Annotated in this window: 20 protein-coding genes; 12 read left to right on the forward strand and 8 right to left on the reverse strand. The window is 73.6% G+C overall.

What is annotated here, in order from left to right:
• Positions 1-41 precede the first annotated feature (41 nt).
• Together AB0H71_RS01780 and AB0H71_RS01785 are read right to left on the reverse strand one after the other, a co-directional pair.
• Positions 42-485: a MerR family transcriptional regulator gene (locus AB0H71_RS01780; protein ID WP_357016097.1), complete on the reverse strand. Its 444-nt coding sequence runs from the start codon at positions 483-485 to the stop codon at positions 42-44.
• A gap of 5 nt (positions 486-490) precedes the next feature.
• Positions 491-847, reverse strand: coding sequence for a hypothetical protein (locus tag AB0H71_RS01785; RefSeq protein ID WP_357013798.1), 357 nt, complete (start codon positions 845-847; stop codon positions 491-493).
• Between the two features lie 177 nt (positions 848-1024).
• On the opposite strand from AB0H71_RS01785, the gene AB0H71_RS01790 reads away from it, so the two are divergent.
• Genes AB0H71_RS01790 through AB0H71_RS01805 form a run of 4 tightly spaced genes read left to right on the forward strand, consistent with a single transcriptional unit; the run spans position 1025 to position 3550 of the window.
• The gene (locus AB0H71_RS01790; protein WP_357013801.1) at positions 1025-1867 is read left to right on the forward strand and encodes a mycofactocin-coupled SDR family oxidoreductase; all 843 of its coding nucleotides are present in this window, start codon (positions 1025-1027) and stop codon (positions 1865-1867) included.
• Positions 1864-2484: a PaaI family thioesterase gene (locus AB0H71_RS01795; protein ID WP_357016100.1), complete on the forward strand. Its 621-nt coding sequence runs from the start codon at positions 1864-1866 to the stop codon at positions 2482-2484. The genes AB0H71_RS01790 and AB0H71_RS01795 overlap by 4 nt, the downstream gene beginning before the upstream one ends.
• Before the next feature lie 7 nt (positions 2485-2491).
• Positions 2492-2614, forward strand: a complete 123-nt coding sequence (locus AB0H71_RS01800) for a hypothetical protein (protein WP_357013803.1) — start codon at positions 2492-2494, stop codon at positions 2612-2614.
• Positions 2615-2668: 54 nt separating this feature from the next.
• Entirely contained in the window at positions 2669-3550 is an 882-nt protein-coding gene (locus AB0H71_RS01805) for an alpha/beta fold hydrolase (protein ID WP_357013804.1), read from the forward strand.
• Here the strand turns inward: AB0H71_RS01805 and AB0H71_RS01810 are convergent.
• Positions 3529-4920 carry a PLP-dependent aminotransferase family protein gene (locus AB0H71_RS01810; protein ID WP_357013807.1) on the reverse strand — a complete coding sequence of 464 codons (1392 nt, stop codon included), beginning with the start codon at positions 4918-4920 and terminating at the stop codon, positions 3529-3531. The genes AB0H71_RS01805 and AB0H71_RS01810 overlap by 22 nt on opposite strands.
• Here AB0H71_RS01810 and AB0H71_RS01815 point away from each other — a divergent pair.
• The 3 genes from AB0H71_RS01815 to AB0H71_RS01825 all read left to right on the forward strand — a co-directional run bounded on the left by AB0H71_RS01815 (position 4919) and on the right by AB0H71_RS01825 (position 7421).
• The gene (locus AB0H71_RS01815) at positions 4919-5866 is read left to right on the forward strand and encodes a DMT family transporter (protein WP_357013809.1); all 948 of its coding nucleotides are present in this window, start codon (positions 4919-4921) and stop codon (positions 5864-5866) included. The genes AB0H71_RS01810 and AB0H71_RS01815 overlap by 2 nt on opposite strands.
• A 60-nt stretch (positions 5867-5926) precedes the next feature.
• Positions 5927-6331, forward strand: a complete 405-nt coding sequence (locus AB0H71_RS01820) for a hypothetical protein (protein ID WP_357013811.1) — start codon at positions 5927-5929, stop codon at positions 6329-6331.
• A gap of 187 nt (positions 6332-6518) precedes the next feature.
• On the forward strand, positions 6519-7421 hold the full coding sequence (locus AB0H71_RS01825; RefSeq protein ID WP_357013814.1) for a hypothetical protein: 903 nt from the start codon (positions 6519-6521) through the stop codon (positions 7419-7421).
• Between the two features lie 4 nt (positions 7422-7425).
• Here AB0H71_RS01825 and AB0H71_RS01830 read toward each other — a convergent pair whose 3' ends face one another.
• On the reverse strand, positions 7426-7833 hold the full coding sequence (locus tag AB0H71_RS01830; RefSeq protein WP_357013816.1) for a hypothetical protein: 408 nt from the start codon (positions 7831-7833) through the stop codon (positions 7426-7428).
• A 72-nt stretch (positions 7834-7905) separates the two neighbouring features.
• On the opposite strand from AB0H71_RS01830, the gene AB0H71_RS01835 reads away from it, so the two are divergent.
• Positions 7906-8526: a TetR/AcrR family transcriptional regulator gene (locus AB0H71_RS01835; RefSeq protein ID WP_357013818.1), complete on the forward strand. Its 621-nt coding sequence runs from the start codon at positions 7906-7908 to the stop codon at positions 8524-8526.
• Positions 8527-8528: 2 nt separating this feature from the next.
• On the opposite strand, the gene AB0H71_RS01840 is transcribed toward AB0H71_RS01835, so the two are convergent.
• A complete protein-coding gene (locus AB0H71_RS01840) occupies positions 8529-9416 on the reverse strand; it encodes an alpha/beta hydrolase (protein ID WP_357013821.1) in 888 nt (295 codons plus the stop codon).
• A gap of 89 nt (positions 9417-9505) precedes the next feature.
• Between AB0H71_RS01840 and AB0H71_RS01845 the strand changes: the two genes are divergently transcribed.
• The 3 genes from AB0H71_RS01845 to AB0H71_RS01855 are packed head-to-tail and all read left to right on the forward strand — an operon-like array spanning position 9506 to position 11247.
• On the forward strand, positions 9506-10039 hold the full coding sequence (locus tag AB0H71_RS01845) for a VOC family protein (RefSeq protein WP_357013824.1): 534 nt from the start codon (positions 9506-9508) through the stop codon (positions 10037-10039).
• Between the two features lie 36 nt (positions 10040-10075).
• On the forward strand, positions 10076-10819 hold the full coding sequence (locus AB0H71_RS01850) for an MBL fold metallo-hydrolase (protein WP_357013826.1): 744 nt from the start codon (positions 10076-10078) through the stop codon (positions 10817-10819).
• Between the two features lie 44 nt (positions 10820-10863).
• The gene (locus AB0H71_RS01855) at positions 10864-11247 is read left to right on the forward strand and encodes a hypothetical protein (RefSeq protein ID WP_357013829.1); all 384 of its coding nucleotides are present in this window, start codon (positions 10864-10866) and stop codon (positions 11245-11247) included.
• Here AB0H71_RS01855 and AB0H71_RS01860 read toward each other — a convergent pair.
• Positions 11244-13523 (reverse strand): SpoIIE family protein phosphatase, encoded by a 2280-nt coding sequence (locus AB0H71_RS01860; protein ID WP_357013831.1) that lies wholly within the window; start codon positions 13521-13523, stop codon positions 11244-11246. The two genes, AB0H71_RS01855 and AB0H71_RS01860, sit on opposite strands and share 4 nt — an antisense overlap.
• 146 nt (positions 13524-13669) lie before the next feature.
• Positions 13670-17872 (reverse strand): HAMP domain-containing protein, encoded by a 4203-nt coding sequence (locus AB0H71_RS01865; protein WP_357013833.1) that lies wholly within the window; start codon positions 17870-17872, stop codon positions 13670-13672.
• Between the two features lie 372 nt (positions 17873-18244).
• Here AB0H71_RS01865 and AB0H71_RS01870 point away from each other — a divergent pair, with 372 nt between their 5' ends.
• Positions 18245-18511, forward strand: a complete 267-nt coding sequence (locus AB0H71_RS01870) for a hypothetical protein (protein ID WP_357013836.1) — start codon at positions 18245-18247, stop codon at positions 18509-18511.
• 43 nt (positions 18512-18554) lie between these two features.
• On the opposite strand, the gene AB0H71_RS01875 is transcribed toward AB0H71_RS01870, so the two are convergent.
• Entirely contained in the window at positions 18555-19025 is a 471-nt protein-coding gene (locus AB0H71_RS01875) for a DUF4383 domain-containing protein (protein WP_357013838.1), read from the reverse strand.
• Positions 19026-19113: the final 88 nt, after the last annotated feature.

Here is a 19113-nt window from a genome sequence, read left to right on the forward strand (position 1 = left end):
TTCAACACAAGCCTGTTCCGGTGAATTGTGGCAGCAAAGTTCTAGGGCGCTGGCGGCGCTGGTTCGTCGCGGCGTCGATCACCCGCGACGTCGGTGAACGGGATCGGGCAGCATGGTGCCCGGCTGCCGGTCAGCAGGTCCGTGCACCCGGCGGCGAGCGCCGCGGCCAGGGTGTCGCGCACCGCGTGCAGCTCGGTCAGCTTCGCGTCGACCTCGGCGAGCTTGGCCCGCGCCCGCTCGCGTAGCCCGGCCTCGGCGCGGGCGCCGCGCGGGTGCGTGGCCTCCAGCAGCTCGGCGACCTCGTCGAGGGTGAACCCGAGCCGCTGCGCGGCTTTGATCATCCGCAGCACCGACACCGACTGTTCCGGGTAGAGCCGGTGCCCGCCCGGCGACCGGTCCGGTTCGGGCAGGATGCCGCGGCGCTCGTAGTAGCGCAGGGTTTGCACGTTCACCCCCGCCGCCGCGGCCAGCTGCCCGCTGCGCAACCCGGTCACCGGTCCGCCCCCTCGATGGCGGCACGCGCGCGCCCGTCGAGGGCGTCGAGGACATCGAGGTGTGCGGCGGGCACCTCGATTCCCATCACGAGACCGGCCGCGGACGGGGTGAAGGAGAAGGTGAAGAACGAGCAGCACGCCGACTCCCGTGCGGCCAGATCCCGGCCCACCACCTCGGCGTCCCCGCCCGCGCGCAACCGCAGTTCGAGCCGGGTCGGGAGCGGGCGTGCCACGGCGTCGACCGAGCGGGCGAAGAAGTCCTCGAACTCGCCGAGCCGGGTCGGGCGATCCTCGGTCGGCAGCGTGCAGGCGGACAGGTTCATCATCGTCGCCCGCAGGTCGTCGTCGGTCATACCGGCACGGTAAGCCTGTACCCGGGTACAGGTTGCAACCCCGGGCAGGGGGCTGATCGCGAATGCGAACCCGCTTCGGAGCGCGTGTCTTGACTGCCGGATGGACATCCGTCTAATTTCAGGGCTGTACCGCGGTGGCTCCGGCCGCTCGCCCGAGACGATGATCGAGGTCCTGCGATGGGTGATCCGACCGAGCCGCTACTTGACAGGGCCGCGCTGGTGACGGGCGCCGCCCGCGGGCAGGGCCGCGCGCACGCCGTCCGCCTGGCCGAGCTCGGCGCCGACCTGATCATCGCCGACGTGTGCGCGCCGATCTCACCCACCGTCACCTACCCCGCGCCCACCGCCGACGACCTGGCCGAGACCGCCCGGCTGGTCGAGGCGACCGGGCGCAAGGTGCTGAGCCGGGTCGTCGACATCCGGGATCTGGCCGCGCAGCAGCAGCTGGTCGCCGACGGGGTCGCGCTCTTCGGGCGGCTCGACGTGCTGGTCGCCAATGCCGGAATCCTGAGCTGGGGCCGGCTCTGGGAGCTGAGCGAGGAGCACTGGGACAGCGTCGTCCAGGTCAACCTCTCCGGCACCTGGCGCACCGTGCGGGCCGCGGTGCCCGCCATGATCGAGGCGGGCAACGGCGGCTCGATCATCATCGTGAGCTCGTCGGCCGGGCTCAAGGCCACCCCGGGCAACGGCCACTACGCCGCCGCCAAGCACGGGCTGGTCGCGCTCACCAATACGCTCGCGCTGGAGGCGGGGGAGTACGGCATCCGGGTCAACTCCATCCACCCGTACTCGGTGGACACCCCGATGATCCAGCCCGAGGCCATGATGAAGCTCTTCGGTGAGCACCCGGCCTTCCTGCACAGCTTCCCGCCGGTGCCGCTGAAGCTGGCCTCCGACGGGCAGAGCGGGTTCATGCCCGCCGAGGACGTGGCCGAGGTTGTCGGCTGGCTCGCCGGACCCGGGTCCGGCCCGCTCACCGGGTTGCAGATCCCGGTCGACGGCGGCGCGCTCAAGTACTGACGGTGTTCACCTTCGAGGACGTCGAGAGCGCCGAGATCGACCGGCGCGCGGCGGTCTACGGCCCGCTCGCCGACGCGGTGCGCGAACTCGTCGACGCCACCATCCGCAGCACCGCCGCCGACGCCGATATCCGGGCCGCCGAGGCCGCCGTCCGCGAGGTCACCGCCCGGCTGCGCCGCGACCAGCTCCCCGGCAGCTTCGGCATCAGCTACAACAGCAGCGGCGACTCCATGCCGTGGGGCAATGCCGCCATCGGGCTGCGGAATGCCATCGCGCCGCCGCTGGTGATCGAGCCGGATCCGGAGGGCGGCTACCGCTGCGAGGTCGTGCTCGGCGCCGCCTACGAGGGCCCGCCCGGGCACGTGCACGGCGGCATCTGCGCCCTCGTCCTCGACCACATCGCCGGGGTCGCCGCCTCCGACGGGGTGCGCGCCACCTCCACCGGCACGCTCACCCTGCGCTACCGCCGCGGCACGCCGCTCGGGCCGCTCGTCGCCCGGGCCAGGGCCGAGCGGACCGAAGGGGTGAAGACCTTCATCACGGCCACGCTCGGCGATGCCGGCGGTGTCACCGTGGAGGCCGATGGCATCTTCATCGTGCCGAGCTGGGCGCGCTGAAGGCGCTGTGCGGCAGGGCGAACACCTCGCCCGCGCCGAGGCCACGATCGACACGCTCGGCGACGACGAGTACGGGCAGCTCATCCGCGAGGGCCTGCGAACCATCGCCGACCAGCTTGCTGGTATGTAGATACCAGAAAAGTTGATATGCTCGTACCGTAACGACGGGAACGGGAGGGTACCCATGCCGAAGATCGGCCGATTCACCAGCGAGAACGCGGAGCGCGAGTTCTTCCGTGCTTACGACAGCGTGGCGGCCAGATGGCCGGTGCCCTCGACGAACCACGATGTCGAGACCGCTTTCGGCACCACCCGGGTGCGCCGGTCGGGGGAGGGCGCGGGCGCGCCGATCGTGCTGCTCCCCGGCATCGGCGGCAACGGCAATGTCTGGTGGCGGTTCATGACCGAGCTGGCCGCGGAGCGCACGGTCTACACCCCGGACGTCATCGGCTGGGCGGGCCGCTCGGTACAGACCGCGCCGATCCGCGACACCGGTGATGTCGCCACCTGGCTCACCGAACTGCTCGACGGGCTCGGCGAGCAGCGCGCTCACCTCGTGGGCAACTCGCTCGGCGCCTGGCTGGCCGGTGCGGTCGCGGTGCACCGCTCGGACCGGCTCGCGAGCCTCACCCTGCTCGAACCCAGCGCCGCGACCTTCCTCCGCCCGCGGCTGAGCCTGCTCGCGAAACTCCTGCTCACCGGTGCCCGACCGACCCCGGAGCGCTTGCGCAGGTTCAACCGGTGGGCGATGCCCGGCTTCGAACTCGGCGACGACGAACTGGCGGTCGCGGTCGCGGCGACGAAGTACCGGATGGCGCTGCCGTGGGATCGCCCGTTCACCGACGGGCAGCTCGCGGCGATCACCGCGCCGACCCTGGTCCTCTTCGGCGCCGAGACGGTGGTCAACGACCCGGAGGCGGCGGCGGAGCGCGCCCGCGCCCACATCCCGGAGGTCGAGATCCGGATCTACCCCGGCATCGGCCACGACCTGCTGTGGGCCGGCCCGGACGAGGTGATCCCGCACCTGCTCGCCTTCGCCGGACGTCACGAGCAGGCCAGGGCCTGACCGATCACCGCCGCGGCGGCGGGGAAATCGCCCGGACGCGGGCCGGAGTAGTTGAGCCGCAGGTAGCGCCCGGTCGGCTCGGCCGGGAACCAGTCGTCGCCCGCCGCCACGACGACCCCGCCCGCCTCGCAGGCGCGCACCAGCCGATCGAGATCGGTCTCGTCCGGCAGCCGCAGCCAGAGGTTCAGCCCGCCGCTCGGCAACGACTCCAGGTGCGCGGCGGGGGCGTGCTCGGCGAGTGCGCCGGCGAGCAGGTCGCGGCGGGCGGCGAGCTGCTGGCGCAGTGCGCGCAGGTGGGTGCGCCAGGCGGGCTGGGTCACCACATCCAGCGCGACGGCCTGCAGGGTGCCGCTGACGTACATGGCCTGCGCCCGGATATCGGCGAGGATGCGATCGCGGGCGGGGCCGCGCGCCACCAGCCCGGCGACCCGCACCGACGGCGAGACGCTCTTGGTGAGCGAGCGCAGGTAGACGACGTGGCCGCTGTCGTCGCGGGCGGCCAGCGGCGCGGGCTCGGCGGTGATGCCGAAGTCGTGCGCCCAGTCGTCCTCGATCAGGAAGGCGCCGTGCGCGCGCACCAGGTCGAGCACGGCGTCGGCGAGCGCGGGCGGCCAGCGGCCGCCGGTGGGGTTGGCGAAGGTGGGCTGGGCGTAGAAGGCGCGCGCGCCGGTCCGGGTGAAGGCGCGGTCGAGCTCGTCGGGGTCGGGGCCGCGGGGGCCGGTGGGGATCGGGATCAGGCGCACGCCGACCTGGGCGGCGGCCAGGATCGCGCCCCAGTAGCTGGGTGACTCGATGAGCAGCGGGCGGTCCGCGCCGACCAGGGTGCGGAAGAGCGTGCCGAGCCCGCTCTGGCTGCCGGGCAGCACGATCACGTCGCCCGCCGCGGGCGGGGTGTGCCCGCCGAGTTCGGCGGCGAACCAGGCGCGCAGTTCGGGCAGCCCCGCCGCCGGTGCGCGGTCGAGCACCGATCCGCCGCGGGCGGCGCGGGCGAAGGCGGCGCGGACCAGGCGGCCGGGAAGCAGTTCGCGGTCGGGGTAGCCGGAGTGCAGGGCGATCAGATCGTCGGCGGTGGTGCGCAGGGCGGCCGCCGAGCGCGGTAGCCGGGCCGTCGGGGCGCCGAGCGCGGCGGTCTGCCAGCCGTAGTCGTTCGGGCGGAGCGGGCGAACCGTGCGCACGAAAGTGCCGACGCCGGGGCGGGTTTCGACCAGCCCCTGCCCGACGAGTGTCCGCAGTGCCCGCTGCACCGTCCCCGGGCTCACCTCGAATCGGGTGACGAGGGCGCGGGTGGACGGCAGCCGCGCACCGGCCGGGGCGGACGCCACCCAGGTACGCAGCGCGTCGACGATCCGATCACTGCTACTGTCGAACATGAAGCTCGATAGTAGCGCTACCGCAAGCAACGCCCCTCCGCTATCGGCGGGCCTCGGGTGGGGACTGCTCGGCATCACCGCCTTCTCCTTCACGGTGCCGTTCACCCGGATCGCGGTCGGCGGCCTCTCCCCGCTGTTCGTCGGCTCCGGGCGAGCCGTGGTCGCCGCACTGCTCGCCGCCGCGGCGCTCGGGCTGACCCGGCAGGCGCTGCCCCGCGGGCGGCAGTGGGCGCGGCTCGCGGTGGTGGCGGGCGGCGTGGTGGCCGGATTTCCACTGCTCACCTCCTACGCGCTCACCGCGGCGCCCGCGAGCCACAGCGCGGTCGTCATCGCGCTGCTGCCCGCCGCGACCGCCGTGGCGGCGGTACTCCGGGGCCGGGAGCGGCCCGGGGGCGCCTTCTGGGTGGCGGCGGCGATCGGAGCGGGCGCGGCGGTCGGCTTCGCCGCGCTGCGCGGGGACGGCCGCACCGGACTCGGCCACGCCGACCTGCTGCTCCTCGCCGCCGTGGCGGTGTGCGCGATCGGCTACGCCGAGGGCGGGCTGCTCGCCCGCGAACTCGGCGCCTGGCAGACCATCTCCTGGGCGCTGGTCCTGGCCTCCCCGCTCATGCTCGCGCTCACCGGCGTCGCGGCCGCGCGGCAGCCGCCGAGCGGGTCGGCGGCCGAGTGGGCGGCCTTCGGCTACCTGGCCGTCGTGAGCATGTTCCTCGGCTTCTTCGCCTGGTACCGCGGCCTCGCCATCGGGCCGATGGCACAGGTCAGCCAGGTGCAGCTGGCCCAGCCGGTGCTGACCATCGGCTGGGCGGCGCTGCTGCTCGGCGAGCGCGTCGGCCCGGCGACGGTGCTCGGCGGCTGCGCGGTCGTCGCCGCCGCGCTCGGCGCCGTCCGTACACGGAATCGGACGGAACGCGGCGCTCGGCGAACCGGTGATTCGGTATCCCGCTGACTCCTCGATACGGTGGATTCCGGCAATGGCGGGCGTCGGACTATCCGGGGGCGATGGCAGGTGAGCAGAGGCGAGGACACGATGGATTTCGTGGTGTGGAAGGTCGCCGACGTGCCGCCGCTGCCTGCCCGGGTCGCCGCGGACAATATCGCCCGCCGGGGCGGCGCCGCCGTCGACTGGCGGGTGGTCGCCGAGGCCAGCGCGGAGGCGGTGAGCGCGCGGCCCAAGGGCTGGACGCACCGGGAGTGGCGCGAGCACGGGCGGCGGCTGGGGTTGCGCGGCTACGAATTGTTCGCCTGGAGTGAGCTGTTCGCGCGCCCCATCGAGATCGCCGCGAACGGCGCGCAGTGGGTCGACGGCATGCACCGGGCGGCGCTCATGGCGGAGGCGGGCGCGGAGCGGATGGCGGTGCTCGACCCGGACTGGATGCCGGACTGGGAGCCGGACGGCTCCGACCGGGTCTGACCGGCGCCGGGCCGGCTCCGCCGCGCGTGCGGATGCGAGACCCGGTGCCTGGTTGTAGCGTTCTTGCTGGTGGGGCTGCGCAGCGCGATGAAAGCCGCCGGGCAGGAGCGCAGTTGACCACCGCAGGCCGCCCGGCGCCGCGCGGCCCCCGGCCGAGGGCCGCCGGTGACCGTCGGGAGGAGACCGCATGCGCAGCGAAGCCGAGTTCGCCGTCTACACGGCGTTGCCGGTCGAGTACCGGCAGCTCGTGGATGTCGTCGACCGCTTCCCGCACGGCGTGCAGGCCCGGCGGATCGCCCGGATGACCTACCCGGGCATGTGGGATCTGGACGAGGCCGATATCGACACCCGCGTGGTCGGCACGCTGCGCGACAAACTCGCGCAGCTGGCCTCGGCGGGCTTCGTCGCCATCGAGCGCAGCACCGAGTACGGCGATATCTACCGCCCGGTGAACAGCCCCCTGGATATGGCGACCTGGACCCTCGCGCAGGGCCGCGAGTACTACGCCACCCGGCACGCCGAGCGCATCGGCGCCGACCAGCTCCCGGCCGCCGCCTACTCCATGGTGCTCGGCGCCTGGCGCACCCCCCTGATCGAGGACGCGCACGCCGGGGACGGGCTGAACCGGATCAGCGACGGCGAGATGTTCGCCGCCAATGTGGCTGCCTTCCGCATCATGCGCGGCTTCCTGACCGCCGCCGACCGCAGCCCCGAGGCGTGGCAGCGGCTTTCGCGCACCCTCGCCGACCCGGAGCGCGTCGCGGCGGGCCGCCGCACCGTCGCCGACCTGCTCGGCGAGCACTACCGGGAGTGGGCCGAGGACTGCGCGGGCGCGGTCCGCTACTACGCCGGGCTCACCGGCCCGGACGACCACGACATGGCCTGGTTCATCGCGGTGAAGTCGTGTTTCGGTGCGGTGAGCGGGAATTGGTTCGGCATGCCCGGCTGGGCGCGGGTGGTGGCGGCGTTCGCCGGGCGCGCCGAGCCGGCGCTCCCGGATGCCGCCCGCATCGCGCTGCTCACCGCACCGGACCGGATCGATCCCGCGGAGCTGGAGCGCTACGTCCGCGCCGGTATCGGCAGGCTCTGAGCGGTCACACCCCCTGCGCCGCGTGGTGCAGCTCGTGGTTGTGCGCCGCGAGCGCGCCCGCCCGCTCCTCGTCCACCCCGTCGCGGGCCCAGTCCGCGGCCAGCTCGCCCAGCCACGCGAGCAGCTCGGTCAGCGCGGTGCGGGCGGCGGGCGGGTCGGCGGCGGCCGCCACCACCGCGGGCAGCGCGAGCAGGTAGTGGCACACCAGCAGCAGGTGCTCGGCGCCCGCCGCGTCCGCCCGGTCGGTGATCGGCGGCGGCAGGTGCGGCAGCGGCGCCCACGGCGGGGTGTCGATGAACTCGCGGAAGGCCGCGAGCTGGGTGACCAGCAGCTGCTCGGCCGACCCCGCGCGCAGCTCCCCGCGCAGGATCTCGAAACGGTGTGCCCAGCGCAGCAATTCGGTGTCGCGCACCGCGCCCTCCTCTCCGGCGCCCATCTGAGGACGAGCGTCGTCCAATCTAGGGTCGCCTACGATGAGGGTCAAATGGTGAGGCCGAGAGTCGAGCGCAGCTACGCCGGGGTCAGCGCGGCCCAGCGGCGGTCGGACCGGCGCGCCGCGCTGCTGCGCGAGGGCCGCCGGATCTGGGGCGAGTCCGGGCACGCCGCGGTCACCGTGCGCGGGGTGTGCAAGGCCGCCGGGCTCACCGACCGGTACTTCTACGAGCACTTCGCGAGCCGCGAGGAGCTGCTCGTCGCCATCGCCGACGAGGTGCGCGACCTGCTGCTCGGCACCCTGATCCAGGTCGGGCTGACCAGCCCGGGCACCCCGGAGCAGCGGCTGCGGGCGGCGCTGCGGGCGCTGCTCGAGGTGATCGCCACCGACCCGCACGTGCACCACATCGCGGCGGGTGAGCTCAGCTCGCTGCCGCTGCTGGTGGAGCGCCGCCGCGCCCTGCTGGCCACCATGGCCGCGATCGTCGTCGAGTACGCCCCCGCCCAGCTCGGCATCGAGCCGGACCCGCCGTGGCTGGCCCGCGCCGCGCTCTTCGTGGCGGGCGGGCTGAGCCAGCTGGTGGAGGCGTGGCTGGACGGCACGCTCGCGCTGAGCACCGGCGAGCTCGCCGAGCACGCCACCGCGCTCATCCTGCGCGCGCTGGTGCCCTGAGCTCAGCCCGCCGTCAGGTGCTCGATGATCAGCCGGTTCACCGGGGCGGGCTGCTCCAGGTGCAGGAAGTGCCCCGCTCCTTCGACCTCCACGACCCGGCTTCCGGCCGGAAGCCGTCGCTCCAGCCCACGGAACAGGCCGGGCCGCAGGCAGCCGTCCGTGCTGCCGTGCAGCAGCAGGAGCGGGTGCCGCGGCTCGGCCAGGAGCAGCCGGTCCAGCTCGCGGTTGCGCGGGCTGCGGGCGCGGCGGCGCAGCAGGAAGCGGTAGTAGTCGGTGGCGGCGGTGCGGTGCGCGCGGGTCGGGGTGGCGTCGGCGAGGTGGGCCAGGTCCGCGGAGGCGTCGTACCCGGGCGACCAGGTTCGCCAGAGGAATTCGGTGAGCCGGGCGAAGGCGCGCTCGGGCAGCGCCGGGAGCTGGTTGGCCAGGATGTACCAGCTGTTCAATGCCTGTGCGACGGTCTGGGCCAGGTGCGGGACCAGGTTGTCCCGGCCCGGGGTCATGCTCGCGATCGGCGGAACGGCCAGGCTCACCACGGCGCGGAACGGGGTGCCGTCCAGCGCCGCGAGCGCGGTGGCGGTGAAGCCGCCCCAGTCGTGGCCGATCACCACCGCCTCCGGCGCGCCGATCCGGGCGGCGAGGCCGAGCGCATCGGCGACCCTGGCGCCGGTGGAGAGGTCGCCGTCGGCGGGGATGCCGGAGGGGGCGTAGCCGCGGCTGAACGGCGCCACCACGTGGAAGCCGCGCCCGGCCAGCTCGGGGCCGAGGTGGCGCCAGGTCCAGGCGGTGTCGGGGTAGCCGTGCAGGCACAGCGCCAGCGGGGCGCCCGGCGTCCCCCAGGTCAGGGCGTGCAGCGTGACCTCGCCGAGGTCGAAAGTGTCGCGGTTCACCACGGTTTCAGGGTACGAGGCGCCGCACCCGGCCGGAGCGTGGATCATGGGGGAGAGGCCACGCCGCTCCCGGCGCGGCGGAGGAGGGCGGCATGGGGCTGCGCGGCATCAACCACATCGTCCTGTACGTCGCGGAGCTCCAGCGCAGCCTGGACTTCTACGAGGGCGTGCTGGGTTTCGAGCGGCTCGGCGCCGGTTTCCCCGGCGGCGCCTTCCTGCGGCACGCGGGCTCGGCCAACGACCACGACCTCGGGCTCTTCCAGTCCCGGGTGGCGCAGCCGCCCGCCTCCGGCTCGGTCGGGCTGTACCACGTGGCATGGGAGGTCGAGACCCTCGCCGACCTGGCCGAGCTGCACCGGGGGCTGCGCGCCGAGAACGCGCTCACCGGCGCCTCCGACCACGCCACCACCAAGGCGCTCTACGGCCGCGACCCCGACGGCATCGAGTTCGAGGTCTGCTGGCTGGTCCCCGACGCGCAGGTGGAGGCGGCGCTCGCGGGCGGCGCGGCCATGACCGGCCCGCTCGACCTGGACGCCGAGATCACCCGCTACGGCGCCGGCACTCCGGGCGGCCCGCGCACCGACCCGGCGGTGTGGGCGCGGGTGGCCGCCGCGGGCGGCCGCTGACGGTTTGCCCGGCCGGGTGCCGGGTAGCGCGCGGCCATGGCGTACCGCACCGTGGCCGACGGCGTGCACCTGCTCGAGCACGCGGCCGTGAATCTCTACCTGATCGAGGACGAGGACGGGCTCACCCTGGTCGACACCGGGCTCCCCGCCACCTTCGGCCGGATCGCGGCGGCGGTGCGCGCCGTCGGGCGCACCCCGGCCGACCTGCGCGCGGTGGTGCTCACCCACGCGCACTTCGACCACGTCGGCTCTGCGCGCGAGATCCACCGGCGCTGGGGCACTCCGGTTCACGTGCACAGCGTCGAGCGCTACCTCACCGCGCACCCCTACCGCTACCGGCACGAACGCCCCCGGCTCCGGTACCCGCTGCGCTACCCGCGCGCGGTGCCGGTGCTGGCCAGGATGGCCGCGGCCGGAGCGCTCACCGTGCGCGGGCTCAGCGAGGTCACCGTGTTCGAGCCCGGCGACGAGCTGCCGGTGCCCGGCCGCCCCCGGGTGATCGCGACCCCCGGCCACACCTCCGGGCACTGCGCCCTGCACCTGCCCGGCCGCGACGTACTGCTCACCGGGGACGCGCTGGTCACCCTCGACCCCTACACCGGCCGCACCGGCCCGCAGATCGTCTCCGGCGCCGCCACCGCCGACAGCGCGGTCGCGCTGCGCTCGCTCACCGCGCTCGCCGAGACCGGTGCCCGCACCCTGCTCCCCGGCCACGGCGACCCGTGGACCGGCGGTGCGGCCGCCGCGGTCGAGGCGGCCCTGCGCGCGGGGCCGTCCTGACACTGCTAAGTTAGCCGTGATTCTCGACGGTGGAGGAGACGGCAGTGGGCAAGGTCGACGAGGACCGGACGGCGCGGCGGCTCGCGCTGCTGCTCGGCGGGGTGGGTGTGCTGCACTTCGTCGCCCCCGCGCCGTTCGACACGGTGATCCCCAAGCAGCTCCCCGGTAGTCCCCGGCTCTACACCCTGGGCTCCGGCGTCGCCGAGCTCGTGGTCGCGGGCGCGCTGCTGCGGCCGGGCACCCGCAGGCTCGGCGCGCGGCTGGCGGAGCTGCTGTTCGTGGCGGTCTACCCGGCCAATATCCAGATGGCGGTGGACTGGGTGCGCGACGAGCAGCTGCCGAAGCCGCTCAAGGCCGTGGCGCTGGCCCGGCTGCCGCTGCAGCTGCCCATGGTGCTCGCCGCGCGTCGGGTCCGCCGCGCGTCCTAGAGGCTGTCGCCGCGGCCGACCTGGATCCCCACCACGCAGGTGTCGTCGTCGCTGTTGGCCTCGCTGTGGTCGAGCAGGTGGTCCAGCCGCTCGTCCAGGGTGCCGGTGAAGCCGGCGTTGATGTCGAGCAGCCGCTGCACGCACTCGTCCAGGTAGCGGTCGCGGCGCTCGATCAGGCCGTCGGTGTAGAGCAGCAGGATGTCGTCGCCCTCCAGCTGCTCGGCGCCCTCCTCGTACACCGACTCGGCGACCGCGCCGAGCAGCATGCCGGAGAGCTCGGGCAGGTTCACCGCGGTGCCGCCGCGGATCAGCACCGGCGGCAGGTGCCCGGCGCGGGCCCAGCGCAGCACCCTGGTCTCCGGGTCGTAGAGCCCGCAGACGGCGGTGGCGAAGATGTCGTCGGTGAGGTGGTGGGTGACCAGGTTGAGCCAGGTGAGCATCTGGCCCGGCCCGGCACCGGTCGCGGCCAGCCCGCGTAAAGCGTTGCGCAGCACCACCATTCCGGTGGCGGCCTTGATGCCGTGGCCGGTGATGTCGCCGACCGAGACCATGATCTGCTTGCTCGGCAGCACGATGGCGTCGTACCAGTCGCCGCCGACCAGGTGGTCCTGCTCGGTGGGGCGGTAGCGCACCGCGATGTGCAGCCCGAACGCCTCGATGGCTGGCTGGGCGGCGGGCATGATGGCCTGCTGCAGCTGCCGGGCCAGCCTGCTCTGCTCGGCGGCGTGCTGCTCGGTGTGCGCGAGCCGGTCCTGGGTGGCCGAGAGCGCGACCTCGGTCCAGTGCTGGGCGGAGATGTCCTGGTAGGCGCCGCGCACGGCGAGCAGGTGGCCGGCGCTGTCCACCACCGGCTCGGCGATGATCCGGATGTGCCTGGTGTCGCCGTTGGGGCGGATGAGCCGGAACGCCGTGGAGCCGGGGCGGCGGTAGCGCAGCAGGGAGCGCAGCAGCCGCCGCACGGCCTCGGTGTCGTCGGCGTGCACGTGCTCGGGGAGCCGGGCCAGCGGCACCGGGTCGGCGCCGGGGGCGAGGCCGTGCAGCGCGAAGAGGTCGTTGCTCCAGGTGATGGCGCCGCTGGCGGCGTTCTCCTCGAAGCCGCCGACCCGGCCGAGGCGCTGGGCGTGCTGGAGCAGCGTGGCCAGCCGGGCGGTCTCGTCCTCCACCCGCCACACCACAAGCACCCCGGTGCCGTGCCTGCTGATGCCGAGCGCGGCGGAGACGGTGAGCGGCACCTGATCGACCAGCTCGGTGAGCTGCACCCGGTCGGCGCGGTAGGTCTCGCCGGTGGCGAAGACGTGCTCGATGTGCTCGAAGAGCCTGCCCTCGCTGGCCGCCATCGGGTACGCCTCGAAGAGCAGCGCGCCGTCGACCAGCCCGCGCGGGCGCCCCGCCGGGTCCACGAAGGAGGCATTGAGGTGGTGGATGCGGAAGTCGGTGAGCGTGCCGTCCGGCCCGAGGTGCGGGAGCAGCACCAGCGCCGGGTCGAAGAGGCCGTCGGCGAGCCGCACCAGGTCGGCGACGCCGGGGCGGGCCGGGGCGCCGACCGTCACCGGGTCCGACTCCAGGGTGTGCGCGCACAGCTCCGCCAGCGCCTCCAGCTGGCGCCGGACCTGCGGGGGCTGCGGCTCCAGCGGGGTCGGCCAGCAGACCTCGAGCACGCCGATCAACCGGCCGCCGAGCCCCGCCGGGATGGCGGCGCGGCCCCCCTCCCGCGCCCCGATGGAGGGCAGCCCGGACCTGGCGATATCGGCGATCCACTGCGGTGCGCGCAGCGCCAGCGCCTGGCGGGCCGGGGTGACGACGCCGGGCGGCAGGTAGCGCCAGCGCTCGGCCTCGGCGAGGTCGATGCCGGCGAAACCGGCGAGGGCGAGCGAGGAGTCGCTGCCGACGGCCCAGATCGCCACCGCGGTGGCGCCCAGCGGGGCCGCCGCGTGCTCCAGCAGCGATTGCGCGACCCGCTGCGGGTCGCCCGCGGCGAGCAGCCCGCTCTCCGCGGTGCGCAGCCGGACCGCCTCGGCCGGCTGCGGCGGCACCGGGAGCACGCTGCCCTCGTCCTGCGCGGCCTGGTTGACGAGCTCGGCCGCCAGCTCCAGCGGGCTCACGCCGGAGCGCTTGGCCAGCGCGTCCAGCTGCCGCGCCGCCTGCGCCGGGCCGCAGCGCAGCCGCTCGATGAGCACGCCCTTGGCCATCTCGACCAGCGCCCGCCCGTCCGCGCTCGCCTGCGCCTGCTGCACCTCCGCGCGCAGCCGCTCGACGGTCGCCGCGAGCCGGGTCACCGCCGGTTCCCCCGCCCGCGGGCCGCCACCAGGGACGCCGTCGCCCGCGACCGGTTCGCCCCCCGGGTCGAGTCCGCCTGCGGCAGAGACAGCGTCGCCCGCCACACCGGGTGCCCCGCCCGGACCCGGCTCGATCCGCGCCCCGCTCACCGCGCCCCCAGCCAATGCTGGATGCAGGTGAGCAGCGCGTCGGCGTCCACCGGCTTGGTGACGTAGTCGTTGGCCCCGGAGGCCAGGCTCTTCTCCCGATCCCCGAGCATGGCCTTGGCGGTGACCGCGATGATCGGCAGCTCCGCGTACCGCGGCATCTCCCTGATGGTGGAGGTGGCGGTGTACCCGTCCATCTCCGGCATCATGACGTCCATCAGCACCAGGTCGGTCTCCGGGTGCGCGACCAGCGCCTCGATCCCCTCGCGCCCGTTCTCCGCGTGCAGCACGGTGACCCCGTGCAGCTCCAGGATGCTGCTCAGCGCGAACAGGTTCCGCGCGTCGTCGTCGACGATGAGCACGGTGCGCCCGGCCAGCCGCCCGTCCGGGCGCTGCGGCGTCGGCGCGGGCTTCTCCTCGCGGACCAGCGGGAGCACGTCGCCCGGCGCCTCGGCGGTGATGTGCAGCGCGATCCGCTCGCGCAGCTCGTCCAGGCTGGAGAGCAGCTCCAGCGGCCGCTGCGCGGTGCGCTCCTGGAGCAGCTGCTCCTGCTCGGAGTCGAACCTGCGGTTGTTGTGCGCCAGCACCGGGACGGTGCGCGCGGCGCTGTCGCCGTCCATGGTGGCGAGCAGCCGCAGCGCGGCGTCATCGGGCATGTTCAGCTCCAGCACCACGCAGTGGAACACCTCGGCCGCCATCGCCGCGGCCGCCTCCTGCACCCCGATCGCCGTCACCACCTGCACCGGCCCGCGCGGGTCGTTGCTGTCGGCGAGGTCGGCGACCGCGCTCTGCGCGACCAGCGAGAGCAGCCCCTGCGGCCGCTCCTCCACCACGAGCAGCCGGCGCGGCTGCGGCGGCCCGGCCGGGAGCGGGAGCGGCTCCGGGCTGCGCACGTCCTCGCGCGCGGGCGCGTCCCGGAAGTCCGGGCGCGCCACCGGCAGGTAGAAGGTGAAGGTGCTGCCCCGCCCGACCGTGCTCTCCGCGGTGATCGCCCCGCCGAGCAGGTAGGCGATCTCCCGGCTGATCGAGAGCCCGAGCCCGGTGCCGCCGTACTTGCGGCTGGTGGTGCCGTCGGCCTGCTGGAACGCCCCGAAGATCGACTCCAGCTGGTGCTCGGCGATCCCGATGCCGGTGTCGATCACCCGGAAGGCGATGGCCGGGCCGTGCCTGCGCGCCGCCGCGGGCAGCTCACCCGGCGCGGCCGGCTCGATGCGCAGCTCCACCGACCCGGTCTCGGTGAACTTCACCGCGTTGGAGAGCAGGTTGCGCAGCACCTGGCGCAGCCGCGAGTCGTCGGTGAGCAGCTCGGCGGGGAGCCCCGGCGCGGTGCCGACCCGGAAACCGAGGCTCTTCTGCGTGGTCATCGGCCGGAAGGTGGCCTCCACGTAGTCGAGCAGCTTGCGCAGCGGCACCTGCTCGGGGGCCAGCTCCATCTTGCCCGCCTCGACCTTGGAGAGATCGAGGATGTCATTGATGAGCTGCAGCAGATCCGAGCCCGCCGAGTGGATGATCCCGGCGTACTCCACCTGCTTGGGGGTGAGGTTGCGGTTCGGGTTCTGCGCGAGCAGCTGGGCCAGGATGAGCAGGCTGTTCAGCGGGGTGCGCAGCTCGTGGCTCATATTGGCCAGGAACTCCGACTTGTACTTCGAGGCCAGCGAGAGCTGCTGGGCCCTGGTCTCCAGCTCCTGGCGGGCCTGCTCGATCTCCAGGTTCTTGGCCTCGATATCCCGGTTCTGGGTGGCCAGCAGCGCCGCCTTCTCCTCCAGCTCGGCATTGGAGCGCTGCAGCTCGTCCTGCTGCACCTGCAGCTCCTCGGAGCGGGCCTGCAGCTCGGTGGTGAGCCGCTGCGACTCCACCAGCAGCTCGTCGGTGCGGGCATTGGCGATGATGGTGTTGACGTTCACCCCGACCGTCTCCATGAGCTGGTCGAGGAAGTCGCGGTGGATGCGGGTGAAGCGGTGCAGCGAGGCCAGCTCGATCACGCCGAGCACCTGGTCCTCGACCCCGATCGGCAGCACCAGCAGGTTCATCGGCGCGGTGCGGCCGAGCCCGGAGGAGATGGTGACGTAGTCGCCGGGCACCTCGTCCACCGCGATGGTGCGCCTGCTGCGCGCCGCCTGCCCGACCAGCGACTGCCCGAAGGCGAGCCGCGGCGCGCTGTTCTCCGGGCTGCCGTAGGAGCTGATCAGCCGCAGCTCGGGCCGCTCGGCGGTGTCGTCGGCCAGGTAGAAGGCGCCGAACTGGGCGCGGACCAGCGGGGCCAGCTCGTCCATGATCAGCTCGGCCACCACCTTCAGGTCGCGCTGGCCCTGCATGAGCCCGGAGATCCGGGCCAGGTTGGTCTTGAGCCAGTCCTGGTCCTGGTTGGCGGTGGTGGTCTCGCGCAGCGAGCCGACCATGGAGTTGATGTTGTCCTTGAGCTCGGCGACCTCGCCGGAGGCCTCCACGGTGATCGAGCGGGTCAGGTCGCCCTCGGCGACGGCGCTGGTGACCTCGGCGATGGCACGCACCTGCCTGGTCAGGTTGCCCGCCAGCTCGTTCACGTTCTCGGTGAGCCGCTTCCAGGTGCCGGAGACGCCCTCGACCTCGGCCTGCCCGCCGAGCCGCCCCTCCGACCCCACCTCGCGGGCCACGCGGGTGACCTCGGCGGCGAAGGCGGAGAGCTGGTCGACCATGGTGTTGATGGTGGTTTTGAGCGCCAGGATCTCGCCGCGCGCGTCCACGTCGATCTTGCGGGTCAGGTCGCCCTGGGCCACCGCGGTGGTCACCTGGGCGATATTGCGCACCTGGTTGGTCAGGTTGTTGGCCATGGAGTTGACGTTGTCGGTGAGGTCCTTCCAGGTCCCCGCCACATTCGGCACCCTGGCCTGGCCACCCAGCATGCCCTCGGTGCCGACCTCGCGGGCCACGCGCGTCACCTCGTCGGCGAAGGCGGAGAGCGTGGTGACCATGGTGTTGATCACCCCGGCCAGCGCCGCGACCTCGCCCTTGGCCTCCACGGTGATGGTCTGGCTCAGGTCGCCGCGCGCCACCGCGGTGGCGACCTGGGCGATCGAGCGCACCTGGTTGGTCAGGTTCGAGGCCATCACGTTGACGTTGTCGGTGAGGTCCTTCCAGGTGCCGGAGACCCCGCGCACCGTCGCCTGGCCACCCAGGTTGCCCTCGGTGCCGACCTCGCGGGCCACGCGCGTCACCTCGTCGGCGAAGGCGGAGAGCTGGTCGACCATCGTATTGATGGTCTCCTTGAGCTCCAGGATCTCCCCGCGCGCGTCGACCCGGATCTTCTGGGTGAGGTCGCCGCGGGCGACGGCGGTGGTCACCTGGGCGATCGAGCGCACCTGGGCGGTCAGGTTGTCGCCCATGACGTTCACCGACTCGGTGAGGTCCTTCCAGGTGCCGGAGACGCCCTTGACGTCGGCCTGGCCGCCCAGGCGGCCCTCGGTGCCCACCTCGCGCGCCACCCTGGTCACCTCGTCGGCGAACGAGGAGAGCTGGTCGACCATGGTGTTGATGGTGTTCTTGAGCTCCAGGATCTCGCCGCGCGCGTCCACGGTGATGTTCTGGGTGAGGTCGCCGCGGGCCACCGCGGTGGCGACCTGGGCGATCGAGCGCACCTGCGCGGTCAGGTTGCCCGCCATGAAGTTGACCGAGTCGGTGAGGTCGCGCCAGGTGCCGGAGACGCCCTTGACGTCGGCCTGCCCGCCCAGGCGGCCCTCGGTGCCGACCTCGCGGGAGACGCGGGTGACCTCGTCGGCGAAGGACGAGAGCTGGTCGACCATCGTATTGATGGTCTCCTTGAGCTCCAGGATCTCCCCGCGCGCGTCCACCCGGATCTTCTGGGTGAGGTCGCCGCGGGCGACGGCGGTGGTCACCTGGGCGATATTGCGCACCTGGGCGGTGAGGTTGCCCGCCATGGCGTTCACCGAGTCGGTGAGGTCCTTCCAGGTGCCGGAGACCTCGGGCACCTCGGCCTGGCCGCCCAGCCGGCCGTCGGTGCCGACCTCGCGGGCCACCCTGGTCACCTCGGAGGTGAAGAGCGAGAGCTGGTCCACCATGCCGTTGAAGACGGTCGCGATCTCGCCGAGCAGCCCGTCGGCGTCGGCGGGCAGCCTGGTGCCGAAGTCGCCGTCCCGCACCGCGGTCAGCCCGGCCAGCAGCTGTCGCAGCTCCACCTGGTCGCTGGGCACCGCTGTCTCCGTCATGGCCGTCCTCGTTCCGATGTGCGGGCCGGGATCGCGCCGGTCCGGAAAGCTGGGTTCGCACAAGTGCGTGCGCGGGTGTGCGACCGATATCCTCGCTGTGAAACCATGGCTCCGAGTGACTTTCGAGTCGGGTCGGAGCGGCGCCCGGCGCACGCGCGGCGCGGCATCGGGTCGGTGCTCGTCGCGGGCGGGCGGCTACACCGTGCCCCGGCCCGAGACGGGCGACTCGAGGTCACCTCGGAAGTCAACCAGACCGGCCGGGCGCGCGCACCCCGCTCGCCGCATCGCGTGCCGCCGGACGGGTTCGGCGGCGCCGATGCGGGAAGTCCGACGGGGTGCGCGGCACCGCGCACGACAGCGAAGGGATCGTGGATGGCCACCTTCATCGACCTCGGCGACGAGTTCGAGGGTTTCGTCAATGCCGAGCAGGTGGTCCGGATCGGGATCCGGAACGATCGGGCCTGGATCTACACCGCCGAGAACCGGCACCGGTTCCCCGGCGGCGCCGACGGCGCCGACCCGGTGCCCGCCGCGACCGTGCTGGAGCAGCTGCTGCACGAGCTGAGCGAACCGGCGGTGCTGCCCGGCACCCGGGTGATCGCCTTCGCCAGGGGCCGGGTCGTCTCCCGCTACATCTGACAGCGGCCCCCGCGCGGTGCGCGGGGGCCGCCGGAGTCCCGGGTCAGATCGCCGAGCCGGGGGGCACCGGTGCGGCGGTCCGGCGGCCGAGCAGCACGCCGAGCCCGACCATGCCGACGCCGAGCGCGAAGTGCAGCCAGTTGTCGGCGGTGTTCAGCGGCACGAAGTTGGCCGCGCTGTGCTCGTCGATGGCCAGCCCGTACAGCCACAGCACCAGGTAGATCGCGCCGCCGACGATGAGGTAGAGCTGCGAGGTGCGGATCGCCCGCGCCGCGATCAGCCCGGCCGCGCCGAAGGCCAGGTGCACCAGGTTGTGCAGGATCGAGACATTGAACAGCCCGAGCAGCTTCGCCTCCGAGTGGTGCCCGGCGAACTGCAGGGTGTCGTAGTCGGTGGTGACCCCCGGAATGAAACCGAGGATGCCGACGAGCAGGAAGACCGCGCCGACGATGAGTGCCGCGGCCCGCACCGGCGATCGTTCGCCGGCGCGGGGAGTCGAACCGAGGGATGCCATGGGAGTGCCTTTCTTCGATGCCGGGTTCGGCGCCGAGCTACCCGTGGCCCCCGGGGCCAAACCGATTCCGCGGCAGCGCCGCCGGTTC

Source organism: Nocardia sp. NPDC050697, assembly GCF_040654395.1.
Taxonomy (GTDB): Bacteria; Actinomycetota; Actinomycetes; order Mycobacteriales; family Mycobacteriaceae; genus Nocardia.

What these genes read in the sequence shown, in the direction of transcription:
- AB0H71_RS01785 (WP_357013798.1), bottom strand. Translation starts at nt 847, where the DNA reads ATGACCGACGACGACCTGCGGGCGACGATGATGAACCTGTCCGCCTGC.
- AB0H71_RS01815 (WP_357013809.1), top strand. Translation starts at nt 4,919, where the DNA reads ATGAAGCTCGATAGTAGCGCTACCGCAAGCAACGCCCCTCCGCTATCG.
- AB0H71_RS01865 (WP_357013833.1), bottom strand. Translation starts at nt 17,872, where the DNA reads ATGACGGAGACAGCGGTGCCCAGCGACCAGGTGGAGCTGCGACAGCTG.
- AB0H71_RS01845 (WP_357013824.1), top strand. Translation starts at nt 9,506, where the DNA reads ATGGGGCTGCGCGGCATCAACCACATCGTCCTGTACGTCGCGGAGCTC.
- AB0H71_RS01805 (WP_357013804.1), top strand. Translation starts at nt 2,669, where the DNA reads ATGCCGAAGATCGGCCGATTCACCAGCGAGAACGCGGAGCGCGAGTTC.
- AB0H71_RS01850 (WP_357013826.1), top strand. Translation starts at nt 10,076, where the DNA reads ATGGCGTACCGCACCGTGGCCGACGGCGTGCACCTGCTCGAGCACGCG.
- AB0H71_RS01790 (WP_357013801.1), top strand. Translation starts at nt 1,025, where the DNA reads ATGGGTGATCCGACCGAGCCGCTACTTGACAGGGCCGCGCTGGTGACG.
- AB0H71_RS01835 (WP_357013818.1), top strand. Translation starts at nt 7,906, where the DNA reads ATGGTGAGGCCGAGAGTCGAGCGCAGCTACGCCGGGGTCAGCGCGGCC.
- AB0H71_RS01875 (WP_357013838.1), bottom strand. Translation starts at nt 19,025, where the DNA reads ATGGCATCCCTCGGTTCGACTCCCCGCGCCGGCGAACGATCGCCGGTG.
- AB0H71_RS01870 (WP_357013836.1), top strand. Translation starts at nt 18,245, where the DNA reads ATGGCCACCTTCATCGACCTCGGCGACGAGTTCGAGGGTTTCGTCAAT.
- AB0H71_RS01810 (WP_357013807.1), bottom strand. Translation starts at nt 4,920, where the DNA reads ATGTTCGACAGTAGCAGTGATCGGATCGTCGACGCGCTGCGTACCTGG.
- AB0H71_RS01825 (WP_357013814.1), top strand. Translation starts at nt 6,519, where the DNA reads ATGCGCAGCGAAGCCGAGTTCGCCGTCTACACGGCGTTGCCGGTCGAG.